Below are 18512 nucleotides of genomic sequence, written 5' to 3' on the forward strand. Positions count from 1 at the left end.
GGGTCAGCGGACGACCCGGAAGCCGATGTTCCCCGTCGAGCTGTCCGGCGTGTTGGAGCTGCGGGCGCCGACCCGGTAGCGGTTGCAGTAGGAGGCGTGGCACAGGTGGGAGCCGCCGCGCATCACCCGTGCGGTGCCGGTCGGCGGCCCGGCGGGGAAGCGGCGCGGGCCGCCGCGGTGGAAGTCGGGGCTGAACCAGTCGGCGCACCACTCCCAGACATTGCCCACGGTGTTGTACAGGCCGTAGCCGTTGGGCCGGTGCGCGCGGACCGGCACCGTGCCCTGGTGCACGCCGGGCTCGGACCGGGGGAAGTCGCCCTGCCAGATCGCGAGCATCTTCCGCCCGCCGGGGGCGAGTTCGTCGCCCCACGGGTAGCGCTTGCGGGCCAGTCCGCCGCGGGCGGCGTACTCCCACTCGGCCTCGGTGGGCAGCCGGGTGCCCGACCAGGCGCAGTAGGCGACCGCGTCGTGCCAGGACACGTGCACCACCGGGTGGTTCTGCCGGTCGTGCACATCGGAGCCCGGGCCGGAGGGCGCCCGCCAGCAGGCGCCCTCCACCGCGCGCCACCAGGGCGTACCGGCGACGGAGGGCGAGGTGGTCCGCAGCCGCTGCGGCAGGAACGCCTCGAAGACGTAGGAGAAGCCGAACCGCTCCGCCTCCGTCACGTGGCCGGTCTCCTTGACGAAGGAGGCGAAGGCGGTGGTGGTGACGGTGGTCGGGGACACCGCGAAGGGGCCGACCTCGACCTCGCGGACCGGGCCCTCGCCGTCGGCCGGTACCCGGTCGGAATCGTTGGAGCCCATCAGGAAGGTGCCGCCGGGCAGCGCGACCAGGCCTCGCGCGGCCCGTACGGCGGCAGGCCGCGCCACCGGGGCGGTGCGCGGCGCATCGAGCCGGAGGCCGGCGGGGCCGTGCCCGGGGGTGCAGCACGAGGGGATCGGGGTGCGCTCCATCAGGACCTGCGCCTCCTGGGATACGGAAGAAGAGCGGGTGCCGGCGCGACGCGGAGAGGCCTGCGCGCCGGCACCCGCGCGGTCACGCGGTGCGGTCGGCCGCCAACTGCGCCGCGGAGGCCACGGCTGCGGCGCCGGCGAGGAAACCTCGCCGGCCGAGGTCCTGCTGGTCGTGACGGCTCACGGTGGTACCCCTCCTGAAACGGGGGGAGCGGGGCGTGGAAGAGCAGGCCCGGGCGCTCTGGGGGCGTCGCATCTGTCGCGGTGACGCTACGGTCGGCCCCGAGGGCGGGGCAACGGCGGACCCGCTGTTGACACGTCCATTTCATGTTTCCGTCGTGTTGCCACATCACCGCAACACCGTGTTGACGAGGGCGCCCGTCACGCCGAGGACGACGCGGGGACCCGGGCCGTGGTGCTCCTCGCCGTCGATGATCTCGCCGAGTCGGCAACGGCGTCAGAGGGTACGTTCCTGCCGCGGGCCACCTTCGGAGCGGCCGACCGGAGCCATGACGTCCCGCACGATCGGAGAGGTGAGTCGACCGATGCCTGAACCACCGGTGATCCTGCTGCTGTCCGGAAGCGTCCGAGCGGGTTCCAGCAACGAGTCCGTGCTGCGCACCGCGCAGGCCGTGGCGCCCCCGACGGTGCGCACCGTCCTTTACGACGGCCTGGCCGCCCTGCCGCACTTCAACCCCGACGACGACACCGACAGGCCGCCGGCTCCCGTCGCCGGGCTCCGCGCGGCGATCGCCGGGGCCACCGCCGTCCTGATCTGCGCACCGGAGTACGCCGGCACCCTGCCGGGCTCGTTCAAGAACCTGCTGGACTGGACGGTCGGGGGCGTCGAGATCAGCGACAAGCCCGTGGCGTGGGTCAATGCCGCCGCCCCCGGAAGGGGCGGCGGCGCGGAGGCCACGCTGCGTACCGTCCTCACCTACACCGGCGCGGCCATCGTGGAGTCGGCCTGCGCGCGGCTGCCGGTGGACCGCGGGATCATCGGCGAGGACGGCACCGTCACCAGTCCCCCGGTGCGCGAGCGCCTCGCCGAGATCGTCCAGCAGCTGGCAGCGGCCGTCGCCGGCCCGGTGGACACCGCGGGCGCCTGAACCAGGGGCGGGATCAGCGCTGGGTGAGCCGGTGGTAGAGCCCGGTCCAGGCGGTGTCCTGGGCGGTGGCCGGCCGGTGGTCGCAGAAGGGCAGCGCGCGCTGGGACGTGTAGTAGCGGAGCATGTCGAGCACGGCCAGCGGGGCGCTGTCCTTGCCGCCGGTGTAGTCGGAGCCGGGCAGCACGTGCTGGTGCACCCGGCAGGTGGGGTGGGCGTCGGGCGAGCCCCTGTCGAGGGCGCCGGTACGGGGGCCGGAGGCGCCGCAGGCCGTCAGCGCGACGGCGGCGAACAGCAGGGCCGCGGTAAGGGCGGGGCGGGAAGGCGAGGCCATGGAGCCCTCCTCGGGGCTGGTGGTCGGGGACGCGGGGGTACGTACGGCTGCCGCCGTCACATCGGTAGGGCCCGCAGCGCGGTGCCGACGCCGACGGCCAGGATGAGCAGCGCGGTGCCCAGCGGGGTGAGCCGGCTGCCCCAGCCGGCCAGCGCGTGCCAGCGGCCCCCTTCGAGCGCCGGAATCCGGTCGCGGAGCTTGAGCAGCACGAGCCCGGCGGCGGCCAGTGTGGCGGCCATGCCGAGGCCGTAGCAGACCACGAGCAGGACGCCGAAGCCGGTGCGGCCCAGGGCGATGGAGCCGAGCAGCACCACGAGGGCGGAGGGGCTGGGGACCAGGCCGCCGGCGATACCGATGCCGACCAGCCCGCCCCTCCCCCGGCCCGGTCCGTGGCTGTGGCTGTGCCGCCCGAGCCACCCGTGGCTGTGGGAGTGGTCCGCGTGGGTGTGGTCCCCGTGGTCTCCGTGGCCGTGGTGGTCGTGGTGGTCGTGCGTGTGACCGTGGGTGTGGTGCCCTCGGCCGTGCTGGCCGTCGTGGCCGTGGTCGTGCCGGTGGCCGTGGTCATGGCCCTGCGCGTGAACGTGCCCGGGGGCGTCCCCGTGGGAGTGGCCGCCCGGCGGTCCCTCCTCGTCCAGGACCGCTGTCACCGTCGCCGACACCGCCGCCGCGGGCTGGTGCGGCTGCGCGTGGACGTGCGGCGCCGGACCGTGGTCGTGGTCGTGCTCGTGGTCGTGGTGGACGTGGTCGTGATCCGGGTGCCGCGGCTCCGCCGCCCGTTCCGGCGTGCGGAAGGCGCGCAGCGCGGCGGGCAGCAGCCACAGCCCGGCCGCGGTGATGACGATGCCGCTGACCGTACCCAGCCAGGCGAGCGCGTCCTCGCCGACCAGCGCGGAGGAGACGCTGAGCGCCACCCCGAGGGCGAGCACCGAGGCGGTGTGGGTGAGGGTGACCGTGCCCGCGACGGTGACCGCGTCGCGCGGGCGGCCCCGGCGGCCGGCCAGGTAGGCGGCCATGATGGTCTTCCCGTGGCCGGGCAGCGCGGCGTGGCCGGCCCCGAGGACCAGGGACATCAGCACCGCGAGCAGGCCGACGGGCAGCGTGAGCCGGCGCTGGTCCGTGAGCGCGCCGAGGTGCCGGTCGAGTGCCGCGTACCAGTCCGCCGCCCACCCGGAGTCCGGCGCGCTCGCGGCGGTGGCGGCGCCGCCGCCCGCGCCCAGCGACAGGGCCGCCTGCCGCGTGTCGAGCGGGCTGGACAGCAGGTCCGCGGGATAGGTGCGCAGCTCGTGCGACACGGATCGCCCGGGTACGTCCGAGGTGCCGACACGGACGCCGTCCCCGCGTGCGGTGATCTCGTGCCAGCCGATACGGGAGTCGTCCACGCCGGAGGTGAACCGCACGCGGGCGCCGCTGCCGAGGGCGGCCGGGGCGGTCAGCCGGCACTCCAGCCGTCCGGTGTCCAGACCGGCCTGGCCGCGGACCAGGCGGTAGGAACCGGTCGTCAGCCGGAACGCGAGGGTGCGCGCCGCCGCGTTCCCGTCCGAGACGGTCGCGTGGACCCGCGCGGTCAGCGCCGCGCAGGCCCGCCGGGCCTCGGCGGCGGCTTCGGCAGGGCCGAGGGTGCCGTCGTGGTCGGTGTCCATGGCCGGCTCGGCCTGGAGGGTGGGGATCTCGGCGGTGTCGACGACCGCGAGGTCGTCCACCCGGTCGGGGCGCAGGGTGAGGCCGTCGTAGCGGTTGACGGTGAAATTGCCGAGCGGGTGGGCGGCGGCCGGAACGCTCGCCGCCCACAGCAGGGCCGGGACGGCGGCCAGCAGCAGGGCCGCGCGGTGGAGTCGCCGGTTCGGGGTGCCGGGGGCGCCAGCGGGAGGGGTCATCGCTGTCCTTGGAGCCGGGCCAGACGCGTACGGGCGTCGGGCGCGTAGAGCGGGGAGAAGTGCGGGTTGGCGGCGAGTGCGCCCGCGAGGTCGGTACGCGCCGGGGCGAGGTCGCCGAGGGACTGCTCGATGACCCCGCGGTGGTAGCGCAGCAGGGCGTCGCGCCAGCCGAGCCGGTCGGCCTGCCGGGCCAGCGGCAGCGCTTCGGCGTCCCGTCCCGCCCGGTGCATCGCCCAGCCCAGGGCGTCGGCGACCAGCACATTGTGCCGCCGGTTCCATTCGGCGGTCAGGAGGGTCACGGCGAGCTCCGGGTCGCCGTGGTCGGCCTGGTACTGGCCGAGGTTGAGGTCGTCCACGACGCCGTTGGCGGCGAAGAGCTTCTGCTCGGCCCGGAGCACGCCGTATTCCGTACGGGCCTCGCCGTCCCGGCCGAGCGACTGGAGCAGTTCGCCGAACTCCAGGACGTACTGCGGCTGCGGCACCCGCGCGATGGCGGTGCGGTAGTCGGTGACGGCGCGGTCGGACTGCCCGAGCGCGGCTTCCGCGCGTGCCGAGCCGGCCAGCGAGGCGGTGTAGGTGGGGTCGGCCGCCAGCGCCCGCCGGTAGTGGTCGAGGGCCTGCTGCGGGTGGCCGGTGTTGAAGGCGAGTTCGCCCAGGTAGTGCTGGCAGAAGGCCACGTCGGCCGGTGAGGAGGCGTCCTCCAGGGCGCGTTGCAGCGCCTGGGCGGCCTCGGCGGTATGCCCGTGCAGCTCCAGGGTGTAGGAGGCGCGGGTGAAGGACTCGGTGGAGGGGTGGAGGTCGAGCATGTGCTGGACGGCGTCCTGCGCTGCCGGGTCGTCGCCGAGCTGGGTCAGCGCGTCGTTGAGCGCGCCGTAGGGCGCCCAGGCGTACGGGTCGTCGGCGACGGCCTTGTCCGCCCAGGTGCGCGCCTGCGCGAACCGGTGCCGGGCGTTGGCGAGTCCGGCCATGCCGGTGAGCGCGGCGGTGTTGTGCTGCGGCTGGAGTGCGAGGGAGCGGCGCAGCGCGGACTCGGACTTGGGGTAGAGCGTCGGATCGACGGTGAGCCGGGCCTGCTCGACGTAGGCGGAGCCGAGCTGTGCCCAGCCGGACGCGTCGGCCGGCTGCTGCCGCAGGCCCGTCTGGAGCTTGGTGATCACCGTGCCCATGTCCGGCGGGCCGCCCCGGTCGCCGCCGCCGGGTGCGGACAGCGGGGCCGGCGGGCCGGGCGGGTCGGCGGAATCCTCCAGCGCAGCGAAGCCGGCCAGGCCGGCACACAGCGCGGCGGCGGTGGCGATCAGTGCAAGGCGGCGCATGGAGTTCGTGTCCTCGGCTCGACGGTGGTTCGGCGGGGGCGGCGGTCCGGGGGGTCCGGGGCGACGGCGCTCGGGCCGGTCGCGGCAGCGGGTGCCCGGTGCGGGCCGACGGCTTCGGCCCGCACCGGGCACCCCCGGGGTCATCCGGCCTGGTTCACCGCGTTGGTGAAGGGCAGCGCGATGTACGGGAAGCTGCCCGTGTAGGGGCGGCCGGGTCCGTTGACGCCGTCACCGGCGGCCAGGGCCTGGATGAGGTGGCCCGGAGTGGCGCCTTCCAGTGCCTGGAGGGCGATGTCCACCACGTCGTCAGCCATGCGCCGCCCGTTCGGGAAGCCCTGGAAGTCGCCGCCCAGCACGCCGAGCCGGTTCGGCTTCGCCGTCACCGGGGTCGACATGTTCAGCCGCAGTTCCTCGGCGGGGACGAAGCGGCGCTTGTCGATGTCCTTGTTGAGCAGCTGCGAGTTGAGGTCGACGGCCAGCGGGCCGCCCGTCGCCTTCGCGATGCCCGTCAGGAAGATCTCCTGGAGGTCGGTGCGCGGGGTGGCGGGCGCGGGGATGCCGTAGATCGCCTGGACGAGCTTGGGCACCTCGGGGTCGAGGACCTTCGCGACCAGCTTGGGCTGGTTGTGGTCCTGCGACGGCGGCAGGGCGTTGAAGGCGTTCTTCAGGCCCGCGGGGACGACCGCCTCGTTGACCAGCGGATTGCCGAGCCGGGAGACCTGCACGTACGGGCCTGTCGGGGTGGACTTGCCCGGGCTGAGCTGCATGGTGCGCCGCTCGGTGGAGCTCCACACGCCGACGACCGGGTTGCGGGTGGCGTTGCCGCGGTAGGCCAGCGCCGACTTGGGCACCTGGATGGCCAGGGTGTTGACGTTGTAGCCGTTGAGCGTGTTGTGCCCGGTCTCGCTCAGATTCCCGCCGTAGAGCAGGTCGAAGATCCTCAGGTCGAGGAAGAACGGGTCGGCCGCCTGGCTGGCCACGGTCTGCCCGCCGCCGGGCAGTCTGCGGGTCGCCTGGCTGCGCAGCCTCCCGTAGTCCGGCATGGACGCCTTGCCCACGTTCGACGGGGCGGCGATGGCGTCGTCGACGAGCGTCACGGGGCGGTGCCCGGTCCTGATCTCCTGCAGCGTGTAGTGCTGGCGGAACAGCAGGGTGGGGTCGGTGAGGTTGTTGACGACCCCGTTGTTGTACAGGAACGTCTTGTCGCCGCGGCGGTCCTCGTTGCGGAACGTCCACCGGTAGGTCAGGTCCGGCGTGCCGGTGCCCTGGCTGTCGATGTTGATGTCGTAGTGGGCGTCCGTGGCGAACGGGTAGAAGTTCGGCCCGCCGTTCGGCTCCTGGAAGGGGTACCAGTTCGCGACCAGCGTCACCGTGTCGGACTTGTCCGGGCTGGAGAACGCGTACAGGTCGGTGTTGTCGACCTGCGGGTCCGAGGCGATCAGCGGTGCCTCGCGGTGGCTGGACGCCTGGCCGACACCGGCGCCGGGACCGGCCAGCGCCGCGCCCGCGACAGCGGTGCTCAGCGTCAGCAGGAGGGCGGCCGACCGGCGCCGGCCGATGCGGGCCGGTTTTCTGCGAAGGGTCATGGAGGGGCTTTCTCTCGGGCGGAGGACGCGGCCTCGCTGGGCCGCGTCACACGTTCCTGCCCGGTTCGTCCCCATGCCCCCGGCGGACTGCCCGACCCGGCCGACTCCACCCGGGTGGCCGATATTTTTCCCGTCCGGTGGCCGAAGGGCAGGGGCGGCTGCTCCGGCGTACGCGGGAATCCGTTCGGCTCAGTCGCGTTGCGGGCGGAAAGCGGTCATGGTGACGTGACCGTAGCTTAAGTCACATTATGGACATGCGGTTCGAGGTGGCAGCACCCACGACGGGCGCCGCCGCCGGGTTCGTATGGGACTTCGAGCGTCCCCCGCCAGCGGCCGTCACCCCGGAAGGCGTCGGCCCACCTCGGAAACGGATGGCCCATGCGTTCCTCCCGCCTGCCACGCCGCATGCCCGCGCTCCGCCCGGCCGAGCGCGCGCTCGCCGGCGCCGGCATCCTCGCCCTGCTGGGCGCCGCCGCCCTGACCGGTCTGACGCCCGGTGTCAGCTCCGCCTCCAGCCACCGCGAGGCGCCGCTGATCGCGGGCGACCCGAAGGCCGACAACACCGACGTCTACGCCTTCACCAGCCCCGACAACCCGGACACCGTGACGATGGTGGCCGACTGGATTCCGTTCGAGGAGCCCAACGGCGGCCCGAACTTCTACCCGTTCGCCAATGACGCGCACTACAACATCAAGATCGACAGCAACGGCGACGGCAAGGCCGACACCACCTACACCTGGTCCTTCACCGACCACCTGCGCGACGGCGACAACCAGTTCCTCTACAACACCGGGGTCGTGAACAACCTCACCGACCCGACCCTGAACTTCCGCCAGACCTACACGCTCACCAGGACCGACGCCCGCGGCAATGTCACGACGCTGCTCAATGACGCGCCCGCCGCGCCCTCGAACGTCGGCAAGGCCTCGATGCCCGACTACGCCTCGCTGCGCAAGCAGGCCATCACACCGCTGCCGGGCGGCGGCCAGACCCTCGCAGGCCAGAGCGCCGACCCGTTCTTCCTCGACCTGCGGATCTTCGACCTGCTCTACGGCGGCAACCTCAAGGAGACCGGCCACAACACCTTGGCGGGCTACAACGTCAACACCATCGCCCTCCAGGTCCCCAAGAAGGACCTCGCCCTGAACGGCGACACCACCCGCAACCCCGTCGTCGGGATCTGGTCCACCACCGACCGCCAGGGCGCGGCGGTCGGCGCGCCGGCCGCCAAGGGCGGCGAGACCGGCTCGGGCTCGCACGGCAGCAGCGGTGACACCCAGGGCAAGGACGTCGCGCAGGCCCAGGGCAAGGACGGGCAGAGCGGCTGGCACCAGGTCTCCCGGCTCGGCAATCCGCTGGTCAACGAGGTCGTCGTACCGCTGAACTACAAGGACGCCTTCAACTCGATCAGCCCCGACGTCGACCACACCGTCACCCCGGTCGTGAACGCGGTCAAGAATCCGATCGTGCCCAAGCTCATCCAGAGCATCTACGGCGTCCCGGCGCCCGCGACCCCGCGCAACGACCTGGTGGAGATCTTCCTCACCGGCATCTGCAAGGCCTGCGGCCCCATCAAGGCCGACCTCAACTCGCAGCAGCTCAACGCGGACGTGGACAAGAGCGCCTTCACCGCCTCCGAGGAACTCCGGCTCAACCTGACGACCCCGGTGACCGCGAGCCCCAACCGGCTCGGCGTCCTCGGCGGCGACCTCCAGGGCTTCCCCAACGGCCGCCGGCTCGATGACGACGTCGTCGACATCGAGCTGCAGGCCCTCGAAGGCGCCGCCCAGACCGGCACGATCGTGCCCGCGCTCGCCGCCGGCGACGCGGTGAACACCCCCTACCGCCAGCCCGGCGCGACCTTCCCCTACGTGGCGCTGCCCAACACCGCCGCGGTCAACCAGGCCGACTCCCTCCAGCCCGACGGCGGCGTCGGCGCCGGTCTCGGCGGCACCGCCGGCACGGGCGGCTCCCCCGTCGTGCCCGCGGTCGCGGCCGGCGGCGGCGCGCTGCTGGCCTGCGCGGGCGTCATGGCCCTGCGCCGGCGGCGCGCGAGCCGGGTGTGACCGTCTCCGCCCCGCCCGGCCGCCCGTCCTCCGCACCGGAGGGCGGGCGGCCGCGGCCGCACCGCCGCCCTGTCGCCGCTGTCGCGGTGGCCGTGGGCATGGCACTGGCGACCGCCGGGAGCTGCGCGCTGGTCGCCAGGCCCGGGCCGCGCGCGCGGGCCGACATAGGGGCGCTGCCCGCCGCCCGGCCCACCGTGTCCGCCCCGGCCCCCGCGCCCTCCGCACCGCCGCCGGCCCGGATACGCATCTCGCGTATCGCGCTCAGCGACCCGCTCGTCGGGCTCGGCGTGCAGCAGGACGGCCACCTCGCCGCCCCGCAGGACCCGGCCCAGGTCGGCTGGTGGAGCGACGGCCCCCGGCCGGGGGATCCGGGCGCCGCGATAGTCGTCGGCCACGTCGACTCCCTGACCGGGCCGGCCGCCTTCTACCAGGTCTCCTCGCTGCGCCCCGGCGACCCGATAACCATCGACCGCACCGACGGCTCGCACGTCACCTTCACCGTCAAGGCGCTGCGCCAGTACGACAAGGACGCCTTCCCCGACGCCGAGGTGTACGCGCCGGCCGGCCCCCCGTCCCTGCGACTGATCACCTGCGGCGGCCCGTACGACCACGAGCACGGCGGTTACCGCGACAACGTCGTCGTCTACGCCGCCCTCGCCGCGCCGCGTCCCCCGACCGTCCCCACCCGGAGCGGAAATTGACCCTGCACCTCCGCCGGCGCCCCCTGCGCCGACGCACCCTTCTGTCCGCGAGCGTCACCACCGTCCTGGGCGTCGGGCTCTTCCTCGCCGGCGGCCTCGGCCTCGCGCCCTGGCCGGCCGCACCGGCCGCCCCCGGTCCTGAGAGGAGCGCCCCGGCCGCCCCCGCCGATCCGCTCGCCGCGGACATCAGCGGCGTCCAGGCCCACCTGCGCGAGACACCCGGCGACGCCGTCGCGCTGGCCACCCTCGGCCTCGACTACGTCCAGCAGGCCAAGGCCACCGCGGACCCGACGTATTACCCCAAGGCCGAGGGAGTCCTCACGCGCTCGCTGGCCCTGGACCCGGCGGGCAACTTCACCGCGATGGGCGGGATGGCGGCGCTTGAAGCGGGCCGCCACCACTTCGCGGAGGCCCTGACCTGGGCGAAGCGCGCCACCGCCGCCAACCCCTACAACGCGTCCCTCTACGGCACCCTCGCCGACGCCTACACCCAGCTCGGCCGCTACGGCGAAGCCGCCGGCGCCGTCCAGCACATGGTCGACCTGCGGCCGGGCTCGCCGTCGCTGTCCCGTGCCTCCTACGTCGCAGAACTGCGCGGCGACATCCCCACCGCCCGGGCCGACATGCGGCGCGCCCTCAACGACGCGGCCGGTCCCGCCGACCAGGCCTTCGCCTCCTACTACCTCGGCGAACTCGCCTTCAACAGCGGCGACCCCGCCACCGAGCTGACCGAGGCAGAAGCCGGCCTGCGCGTCGCCCCCACCTACACCGCGCTGCTCCAGGCCAAGGCCCGCGCGGAAGCCGCCCTCGGCAGGACCGGGGCCGCGATCACCGACCTGACCCGGGCCGTCCAGCGCGTCCCGCAGCCCGAATACGTCCTCCAGCTCGGCGAGTTGTACCAGTCGCTCGGCCGCACCAAGGAGGCCGACCAGCAATACCGGGTCTTCCGCGCGGAACAGCGGCTCTTCACCGCCAACGGTGTCGCGCTCGACTCCGACGCCGCCCTCTTCGAAGCCGACCACGGGAATGCCGGGCAGGCGCTGGCCATCGCCCGCCAGGGCCTCGCCACCCGCCCCTTCATGGACAGCCACGACGCCCTGGCCTGGGCACTGCACGCAGCCGGCCAGGACCGAGAGGCGCTGGCGGAATCCGACCGCGCGCTGGCCCAGGGCACCCGCAACGCCCTCTTCCACTACCACCGGGCGATGATCGAGCAGGCCCTCGGCGACACCTCCGCGGCCCGCACCGACCTGACCGGGGCGCTCGCGATCAACCCGCACTTCAGCCCGCTGCACGCGCCCCGGGCACGGGCGGCGCTCGCGGCGCTGCGATAGGACGAGCGGTGCGGCAGGCGGTGTGCCCCGACGGGCGTCAGAGGTCGAGCAGTTGCTCGAAGAAGCCGCCGAAATTCCGCTCGCGGTCGATCAGATGGACCTCCAGGATCCAGTGCAGGAGCCGGCCCGCCTCGTCGGTGCGCCGCATCGGCTTGTCGTTCGCGGGCACGACGTGGGTGTCGACGGCCTCCCAGTCGTTGTACTCGGGCGGGAATTCCCCGACCAGGTGGCCCGCGTGCCAGCCGCCCAGCTGCCAGCCCGCTTCCGCCGCCGCCCGCTCGACCTCGGCGTAGAGCTGCTTGCCGGTGATGTCCTGGTCCGCCTCGAAGGCGCGGCGCCCGGCGGCGAAGACCACCGGCAGGTCGTCGCGCAGCCGGTGCTTGACGGGGTCGTCGCCGAGGACGAAGGTCCGCCCGAAGTCGGCCTCGTACTCCTCGAAGACCGGCCCGAAGTCGGCGAAGGCGATGTCGTCGGCGCCGATGGTCCGGTCCGGCGGATTCTCGCGGTAGGGCAGCAGGGTGTTGGGTCCCGAGCGCACGATCCGCTTGTGCCAGTAGTGCGTGGTCCCGAACATCTCGTTCGCCAGATCGCGGACGCGGTCGCTGACCGCGCGTTCGCCCACGCCCGCCGCCACCAGGCCCCGCGCCTCGATCTCGCCGAACAGCAGCGCCGCCTTGGCCTGGGCGTCCAGCAAGCGTGCCGCCCGGCTGGATTCGTCCGTCACCGAATCAGCCTAGGTGTCCGGGGACGGCCGCGGCAAGCGTGATGGAGCGGCGCGGGAAGGCCGGGCCGTCCGCGTACGGCCCGGCCCCGCGCGGACCCTACTTCGGGTGGGTGTCGGTGACCTTGCCCCGGGGAGTGGCGCTGAGGTAGCCGCTGCCGTAGTCGTCGGAGAAGTAGACGCTGATCTGCGGGGTCCCGTCGATGATGTCGCTGCCGATGATGAGGTAGCGGGACGTCGGATGCGGCACGTTGAGCTTCTGCTCGGCCTGGTCCATCAGCCCGGTGATCACGTCCCAGTTGTAGGGGGACAGGCTCGCCGGCGGTTCCATGGCGTCCTTGACGGTGCCGCCCGGCTCCGCGGTCACCCGGCCGTCGCGGTAGAGCAGCCGGTCGTAGACGCTCGGGTCCTTCGGCGTCGGGGCCTCGGCGACGGCGTAGTCCTCGTAGACGGTCAGCGAGATGACCTTGTTGCCCGCGATGTGCGGGGTGAAGGCGGCGACGACCGTCCGCACACCCGCCGGGGTGAGCAGGCCGCCCTGCCCGGACGTGCCGCCCTGCCCGGCGGAGGTGCCCGACCCGGCCGCGGTGACGGAGGGACCGGCCGCGGTGCCGGTCGGGCCGGCCGTCCTCCGGTCGGCGGACGCGGTCGAGGAGGCTGCCGGGGCGCCCACCGCGGAGGGCGACCCGCCCGTGTCGCCGGCCGCGGCCTTGCCCGGGTCGTCCGGCAGCGCGATCCACACCAGCACGCCGACGGCCGCCGCCGACCCGGCGCCGATCAGCGCGGTGACCGGCCCGCGGCGGCGGCCGGTCCTGGCGGGCGGCGCGGGCCGCACGTGCGCCGGCGGTGTCCAGCCGCCGTAGGCCGACGGGGGCAGGCCGTCCCCGTACGGCGCCGGCGTGGACTGCGGGGGACGCAGGTCCTGCGGGGTGTGCGTCGGGGGCGGGGTCGCCGGGTGCGGGCCGGGCACGGGGGCGGCGGGGAAGCCGTAGGCGGGGGTGGCCTGCGCCGCCGCCGCGAGCATCCGGTCGAAGGCCTCGGCGCCGGGCCGCGCCGCGGGGTCCTTGGCGAGGATCGCCGACAGCGCGGGGCCCAGCGCGCCCGCGCGCACCGGTGGCGGCAGCGGCTCGTCCAGGACGGCGGCGAGCGTCGCCAGCGAGGTGCCCCGGCGCAGCGGGTGGGTTCCCTCGACCGCCACGTAGAGCATCATGCCCAGGGACCACAGGTCGGAGGAGGGGTTGCCCTCCACCCCGCGGATCCGCTCGGGCGCGATGTACTCGGGCGAGCCGATCAGCGCGCCGGTCGCGGTGAGCGCGGTGGCGCCGTGCACGGCCGCGATGCCGAAGTCGGTGAGTACCGGTGTGCCGTCCGGCCGCAGCAGCACATTGCCGGGCTTGACGTCCCGGTGCTGGACGCCCGCCTCGTGCGCGGCCCGCAGCGCGCCGAGCACCCCGCGGCCGACCCGGGCCGCCTCGGGCACCGGCAGCGGCCCCCGGTTCAGCCGGTCGGCGAGGCTGCCGCCGCGTACCAGCTCCATCACCAGCCAGGGATAGGCGTGCTCGGGGCTGTCCACGATGTGGTGGATGATCACCACGTTGGGGTGCTGGAGCCTTGCCAGCGCCTTGGCCTCGCGCAGCACCCGGTCGCGCATCAGCCGCGTGCCGTCCGGATCGGCCTCGGCCATGGCGGCGTCGGGCGGCCGTACCTCCTTCAGCGCGACCTCGCGGTCCAGCGCCGTGTCGCGGGCCCGCCAGACCAGGCCCATGCCGCCGCCACCGAGCCGGTCCAGCAGTTCGAACCGGCCGTCTACGAGCCGTATCCGCGGCCCCCCAGGATTCATGCCCGTCATCGTAGAAGACCCGGCGGGGTGCCCCGCCGCACTCCGGCGGGCGGCGTCGTAACGGCCGTGCGCGGGCCATGGGGCGGTTGGCCTCCCGCTCGCAGGGAGTGACACACTGTGCCGAGTCGTACGGTCGGGGTCGGGCGAGGAGGGCTGTGTGAGGATCACCCGCAGCGTGGCGAGCCTCTCCCAGGTCGAGGTCGGTGACCATGTGTGCTGGGCGGTGCCGCCGCAGGACGACTTCAAGCGGACCGCCCGGGGATACCTCTCGGACGGCACCGACCTCGGCGACAAGATCATGGTCGTCGGATCGCGGTCCCCGGTGTGGCCGGAGCTGGGTCCCGCGCGGGGTCTGCTGGTCGATCCCGGCTCCGCCCGCCCGGGCGTACGCTGGGACGCGGACGCATTGGTGTCCCTGGTGCGGCAGGAGGCCGAGACGGCCGGCCGACAGGGCTTTCGGGCGTTGCGGGTGTTGGCACACATGGACAGGATCTGGCCTTCGGGGATCACCCCGGAGCAGGTGGCGGACCAGGAGCTGCGGCTGGACGCCTTGATCGGCGGCAGCGCGGCGATGGTGGTGTGCGCGTACACGGCGTCGGAGTTTGCGCCGGACGTACTGGAGCAGGCGGCGAGCGTGCATCCGCATTTCGTCGGACGGTCCTCCCTGATGCCCTCCTTCCGCATGTTCAGCGCCGCGGAGGACCGCTGGAATCTGAGCGGTGTGGTGGACGCGGACGGCGCCGGGGCCTTCCTGACCGCGGTGACCGGGCTGCTGCGGACCACCCCGACGCTGCGGCTGTGCTGCGACGGACTGGAGCTGATGGACGCGGTGGGCATGCAGATGCTGGCCAAGGCCGCCGGCGCCTTCCCCGGCCGCAGGATCCTCCTGGAGCGCGCCAATTCCACCGTGCGACGGTGCTGGACACTGCTCGGTTACGACGACCCCTCCGTCCCCGCGGAGCTGGTGCCATGACCCCGCAGGCCACGGCCGGCGCGCCCGGAATCGCCGGGGCGCCCGCCTTCCGACACGAGCTGTACCCCTACGAGGGCGACGCCTCCTTCCTCCAGGGCGCCCTGTCCTTCATCGAGGACGCGCTGGCCGCTGACGAGACGGTGCTCGTCGCGGTCGGGGAGGACAAGCAGGACATGCTGCGCGAGGCGCTGGACGCGACCGGGACGGACCGGCAGGTGTCGTTCGTGGACACCGGCGCGCTGGGCCGCAATCCCGGGCGGCTGATCCCGGCCTGGCAGGACTGGATCGCCAAGACCGCGGGCGGCGGCCTGCCGGTGCGCGGCATCAGCGAGAGCCCGTGGGGCACGGCCACTCCCGCCGAGCGCGGTGAGCTGCGCTACCACGAGTGGCTGCTGAACCTCACCTTCGCCAACTCCCCCGCCTGGTGGCTGCTGTGTCCGTACGACGTCACCACCGTGGAGCCGGCCGCGCTGGAGTCCGCGCGCCGGTGCCACCCGTACCGGCTCACCGACGCCCTGCACGGCGACAACCCGGACTTCTCCGACCAGCCGTTCAGCTTCGAGGAACTGTCCGCCGCCTGCGACCCCCAGCAGACCCTGGTCTACGGCGCGGGCGCGCTCGCGGCGGTCCGTGCCGCGGTGACCGCGTGCGCCACGCAGCACGGGCTGCAGGGCGCGCGGCTGAAGGAACTGCTGGTGGCCGCGACGGAGGTGGCCGCCAACAGCGTCCGGCACGGCGGCGGCTCGGGCCGCCTGCGGATCTGGGTGGATGGCGACGTCCTCATCTGCGAATTCCACGACTCCGGGCACATCCGCGACCCGCTGGCGGGCCGCTCGCGCCCGACGCCCGACCAGTTCGGCGGCCGGGGGCTGTGGCTGGTCCACCAGTTGTGCGACCTGGTGCAGATCCGCTCCACCGCCGAGAGCGGCACCACGGTACGGCTGAGCACCGCGCTGCGCTGACCGGCCCGCGGGGCGCCGCCGCCGGGCTCATCGGCCCGCGGGCCGCCGCCGGCGGGACACGGGTGCGTCCGTGCCGCCGGCGGAGGCGATCGGTCCGCCGGTGACCGGCGGCGCGTCCCCGCCGCTCAGCGCGCGGCGTCCGCCGCCGACCGCGGCGCCGGAATGGAGCCGGTCCCCGCCGGTTCGGGCGCGGGCGGTGCGACCAGGTCCAGCACGGCGTCCAGCCCCTGGTCGCGGTGGGCACGGCGCTGCCGGGCGGCGCCGGTGCCGTCGGTCAGCAGGCGGTCGAGGCCGGCTTGGACCCGGTCGAGGTCGCCCATCTCCCGCAGGCTCGGCGCGCAGTGGTCGAGGAGCGCTTCCACGACCTGGGCGGCCGGGGCCGGCGTGCCGTGGCGTACGTCGACGAGGTCGGCGCCGAGCCCGTACCGGGCCGCGTGCCAGCCCGCCGCGTGCAGGATGCTGCCGGGCGGGTCGAGCGCCTTCCTCCCGCGCCGGGTCTCGCGCAGCGCCGTGGCCACGAGCCCGCGGGCGAGGCCGGCGAGGGTGACGGCGCTGTCCACGTCCACCTGGACGTCGGGGGCCCGGATCTCCAGCGTCGGATACGTCTCGGACAGCCGGGCGTGCCAGTAGAGCTGGCGGCGGTCGGGGATCACACCGGTGGCAAGCAGCGCCGCCACGCGTTCCTCGTAACCGGCCGCGTCGCTGATGAACGGGGGTGTGCCGCTGACCGGCCAGCGCCCGAAGACCACCGTGCGCCAGCTGGCGAAGCCCGTGTCGCGCCCCTCCCAGAAGGGGGAGTTCGCGCCGAGCGCGACGAGGACCGGCAGCCAGGGCCGCAGCCTGCCGAGCGCCGCCGCGCCCGACGAGCGGTCGGGCACGGCCACATGGACGTGCATGCCGCAGATCAGCTGCTCGTCGACCAGTTGGGCGGCGTCGACGCGCATCTCCTCGTAGCGCCGTTCGGGGGTGACGGGCACGATGCCGCGGGCGGAGAGCGGTGCGGCGCCCGTCGCGGCGGGGCGGCAGCCGGTGCGTGCGGCCACACCGATCACGGTCTCCCGCAGTCGCCGCAGGTGGGCGGTGACCTCGTCCAGTCCCGTGCACACGGGCGTCGCGATCTCCACCTGGGCCTGGAGCAGTTCGCTGTCCACCTGGTGCGGGGCGAGTTCCGGGTCGTGGTCGGCGAGGGCCTGCACCCGGCCGGCCCGCGGGCAGGGGGCGCCGGTCGCGCTGTCCAGGAGCAGATATTCCTCTTCCACACCCAGGGTCGGGGTCGTTTCCATGGCGCCCGCCTGCCCCCGATCCGCCGGAACACCGCCAGGACGCGGCGGCTTGCGCCGAACGGGGCACGACGTGTCAGCCGTCGCACCACGGGCACGCGGACAGAACCGCGCCCGCCGGCAGCCCCGGCCGGCGCACCGCACCCGCCCGGAGCAAAGGAGTTGTCGATGACCGCATCCGCATCCGACGCCGAACGAGCCGCCGCGGACCTGCTGCCCGACGGCGATGTCGTGGCCCTGCTGCTGGAGCAGCACGCCAGGATCCGCGAGCTGTTCACGCAGGTCGCCAGGGCCACGGGTCCCAGCAGGCAGCGCGCCTTCGACGACCTGCGCTCCCTGCTGGCCGTGCACGAGGCCGCGGAGGAGCTGATCGTCCGGCCGGTGGCGGAGAAGACCGCCGGGACGGAGGAGGCCGAGGCACGCAACGCCGAGGAGAAGGAGGCCGGCGAGGTCCTGAAGAAGCTGGAGGGCATGGATGTCTCCAGCCCCGGCTTCGAGACGGTGCTGGCCGAGTTCGAGAAGGCGGTGAGCGAGCACGCCGGGCACGAGGAGCGCGAGGAGTTCCCCGCCATCGTCGCCCAGTGCTCGGTGGACCAGCGCCGGACCATGGGCGCCCGGCTGCGGCGGGCCGAGCACCTCGCGCCCACGCACCCGCACCCGACCGCCGCGGGCTCTCCGGCCCGGCTGGTCCTGACGGGTCCGTTCGCCGCCATGATGGACGAGGCGCGCGACGCGATCGGCCGCTGAGGCGCCGCTCTCAGCGACGCCATCGGCCGCCGGGGCCCCCGCCCCGCGATCGCCCGCCGAGGCACCGTACCGACCGGCCCGCACCCGCCCCGCGTGGACGGGCGCGGGCCGGTACGCGTGCTGCGGCCCGGAGCCGGTCCGGCGGCGCGGCGGCGCACCGCGCGGGCGCTCCTGCGTACCCGAGACGGGCCGTGTCAGGCGGCCCGAGCCCGCGGGGGCGCCCCAACTGTTAGCGTAAGAGGTGGTCAGGAAGCGGCCGTGTCCTTGTTGTGCACGAAGAACGGACCGCCGCTTTGCCCCCTGTGGACATCCTGGCCTACCGGGAGGAATCGCACGTCACCGTCGAGGTGAACGGCGTCATCGACGCGATGGACCACGAGGCCGTCTCGTGTGCCCTGCGCTCGCATGTCGAGACGTGCGAGGAATCCGAGCTGGTCGTACGCCTGCACGATTCCATTGTCACCACCGCCGCGCTGCGCACCCTGTGCGAGACGTACGCGGCGGCCCGCGCCCGCGGCATCGCCCTGCGGGTCGTCGTCCCGCCGATAGCGGTCAGGATCTTCCACATGGCCGGCGTGGAATTCCTGCTCGCCCCAGAGGCGTACCGCGGACGGTGACGCCGCCGGGAGCACGGGGCGGGCAGCCCGTGGCGCCCGGGAAACAGGCATAATGGCTTCGCTGAGGTCAGGAAGAGGCCTTCCCAAGGGATGTTCCTGCTTC

At 74.2% G+C, this 18512-nt stretch carries 16 protein-coding genes; 8 read left to right on the forward strand and 8 right to left on the reverse strand.

Annotated features, from left to right (window positions below; all coding sequences use genetic code 11):
• Window positions 1-3: 3 nt before the first annotated feature.
• Window positions 4-954 (reverse strand): formylglycine-generating enzyme family protein, encoded by a 951-nt coding sequence (locus OHA86_RS03565; RefSeq protein ID WP_329172385.1) that lies wholly within the window; start codon window positions 952-954, stop codon window positions 4-6.
• Window positions 955-1499: 545 nt separating this feature from the next.
• On the opposite strand from OHA86_RS03565, the gene OHA86_RS03570 reads away from it, so the two are divergent.
• On the forward strand, window positions 1500-2063 hold the full coding sequence (locus OHA86_RS03570; RefSeq protein ID WP_329172387.1) for an NADPH-dependent FMN reductase: 564 nt from the start codon (window positions 1500-1502) through the stop codon (window positions 2061-2063).
• 13 nt (window positions 2064-2076) lie between these two features.
• Here the strand turns inward: OHA86_RS03570 and OHA86_RS03575 are convergent, their stop codons facing one another.
• The 4 genes from OHA86_RS03575 to OHA86_RS03590 form a co-directional block, all read right to left on the reverse strand.
• The gene (locus OHA86_RS03575; RefSeq protein WP_329172389.1) at window positions 2077-2394 is read right to left on the reverse strand and encodes a hypothetical protein; all 318 of its coding nucleotides are present in this window, start codon (window positions 2392-2394) and stop codon (window positions 2077-2079) included.
• A gap of 56 nt (window positions 2395-2450) precedes the next feature.
• Window positions 2451-4268 carry a nickel/cobalt transporter gene (locus OHA86_RS03580; RefSeq protein WP_329172392.1) on the reverse strand — a complete coding sequence of 606 codons (1818 nt, stop codon included), beginning with the start codon at window positions 4266-4268 and terminating at the stop codon, window positions 2451-2453.
• Window positions 4265-5581: a tetratricopeptide repeat protein gene (locus tag OHA86_RS03585; protein ID WP_329172393.1), complete on the reverse strand. Its 1317-nt coding sequence runs from the start codon at window positions 5579-5581 to the stop codon at window positions 4265-4267. The genes OHA86_RS03580 and OHA86_RS03585 overlap by 4 nt, the downstream gene beginning before the upstream one ends.
• A gap of 140 nt (window positions 5582-5721) precedes the next feature.
• Window positions 5722-7167, reverse strand: a complete 1446-nt coding sequence (locus OHA86_RS03590) for a DUF4331 domain-containing protein (RefSeq protein WP_329172395.1) — start codon at window positions 7165-7167, stop codon at window positions 5722-5724.
• 378 nt (window positions 7168-7545) lie between these two features.
• Between OHA86_RS03590 and OHA86_RS03595 the strand changes: the two genes are divergently transcribed.
• The 3 genes from OHA86_RS03595 (at window position 7546) to OHA86_RS03605 (ending at window position 11269) form a co-directional block, all read left to right on the forward strand.
• Window positions 7546-9234 carry a DUF4331 domain-containing protein gene (locus OHA86_RS03595; RefSeq protein WP_329172397.1) on the forward strand — a complete coding sequence of 563 codons (1689 nt, stop codon included), beginning with the start codon at window positions 7546-7548 and terminating at the stop codon, window positions 9232-9234.
• A 98-nt stretch (window positions 9235-9332) separates the two neighbouring features.
• Window positions 9333-9935: a class F sortase gene (locus tag OHA86_RS03600; protein ID WP_329172399.1), complete on the forward strand. Its 603-nt coding sequence runs from the start codon at window positions 9333-9335 to the stop codon at window positions 9933-9935.
• Window positions 9932-11269, forward strand: coding sequence for a tetratricopeptide repeat protein (locus OHA86_RS03605; RefSeq protein ID WP_329172401.1), 1338 nt, complete (start codon window positions 9932-9934; stop codon window positions 11267-11269). The genes OHA86_RS03600 and OHA86_RS03605 overlap by 4 nt, the downstream gene beginning before the upstream one ends.
• Window positions 11270-11306: 37 nt before the next feature.
• Here OHA86_RS03605 and OHA86_RS03610 read toward each other — a convergent pair whose 3' ends face one another.
• Together OHA86_RS03610 and OHA86_RS03615 are read right to left on the reverse strand one after the other, a co-directional pair.
• The gene (locus OHA86_RS03610; protein WP_329172403.1) at window positions 11307-11993 is read right to left on the reverse strand and encodes a M24 family metallopeptidase; all 687 of its coding nucleotides are present in this window, start codon (window positions 11991-11993) and stop codon (window positions 11307-11309) included.
• A gap of 97 nt (window positions 11994-12090) precedes the next feature.
• Complete coding sequence (locus tag OHA86_RS03615; RefSeq protein ID WP_329172405.1) at window positions 12091-13830, reverse strand: serine/threonine-protein kinase; 1740 nt, start codon at window positions 13828-13830, stop codon at window positions 12091-12093.
• Window positions 13831-13987: 157 nt separating this feature from the next.
• Here OHA86_RS03615 and OHA86_RS03620 point away from each other — a divergent pair, with 157 nt between their 5' ends.
• The gene (locus tag OHA86_RS03620; RefSeq protein WP_329172407.1) at window positions 13988-14803 is read left to right on the forward strand and encodes an MEDS domain-containing protein; all 816 of its coding nucleotides are present in this window, start codon (window positions 13988-13990) and stop codon (window positions 14801-14803) included.
• Window positions 14800-15765 (forward strand): anti-sigma factor RsbA family regulatory protein, encoded by a 966-nt coding sequence (locus OHA86_RS03625; protein WP_329172409.1) that lies wholly within the window; start codon window positions 14800-14802, stop codon window positions 15763-15765. The genes OHA86_RS03620 and OHA86_RS03625 overlap by 4 nt, the downstream gene beginning before the upstream one ends.
• 125 nt (window positions 15766-15890) lie before the next feature.
• Here OHA86_RS03625 and OHA86_RS03630 read toward each other — a convergent pair whose 3' ends face one another.
• Window positions 15891-17048: a carboxylate-amine ligase gene (locus OHA86_RS03630; protein ID WP_329172411.1), complete on the reverse strand. Its 1158-nt coding sequence runs from the start codon at window positions 17046-17048 to the stop codon at window positions 15891-15893.
• A 165-nt stretch (window positions 17049-17213) separates the two neighbouring features.
• Here OHA86_RS03630 and OHA86_RS03635 point away from each other — a divergent pair, with 165 nt between their 5' ends.
• Window positions 17214-17792: a hemerythrin domain-containing protein gene (locus OHA86_RS03635; RefSeq protein ID WP_329172413.1), complete on the forward strand. Its 579-nt coding sequence runs from the start codon at window positions 17214-17216 to the stop codon at window positions 17790-17792.
• A gap of 302 nt (window positions 17793-18094) precedes the next feature.
• Window positions 18095-18409 carry an STAS domain-containing protein gene (locus tag OHA86_RS03640; RefSeq protein ID WP_329182203.1) on the forward strand — a complete coding sequence of 105 codons (315 nt, stop codon included), beginning with the start codon at window positions 18095-18097 and terminating at the stop codon, window positions 18407-18409.
• The last annotated feature ends 103 nt before the right edge of the window (window positions 18410-18512 follow it).

It is taken from the genome of Streptomyces sp. NBC_01477 (assembly GCF_036227245.1).
In the GTDB taxonomy this organism is placed as follows: Bacteria; Actinomycetota; Actinomycetes; order Streptomycetales; family Streptomycetaceae; genus Actinacidiphila.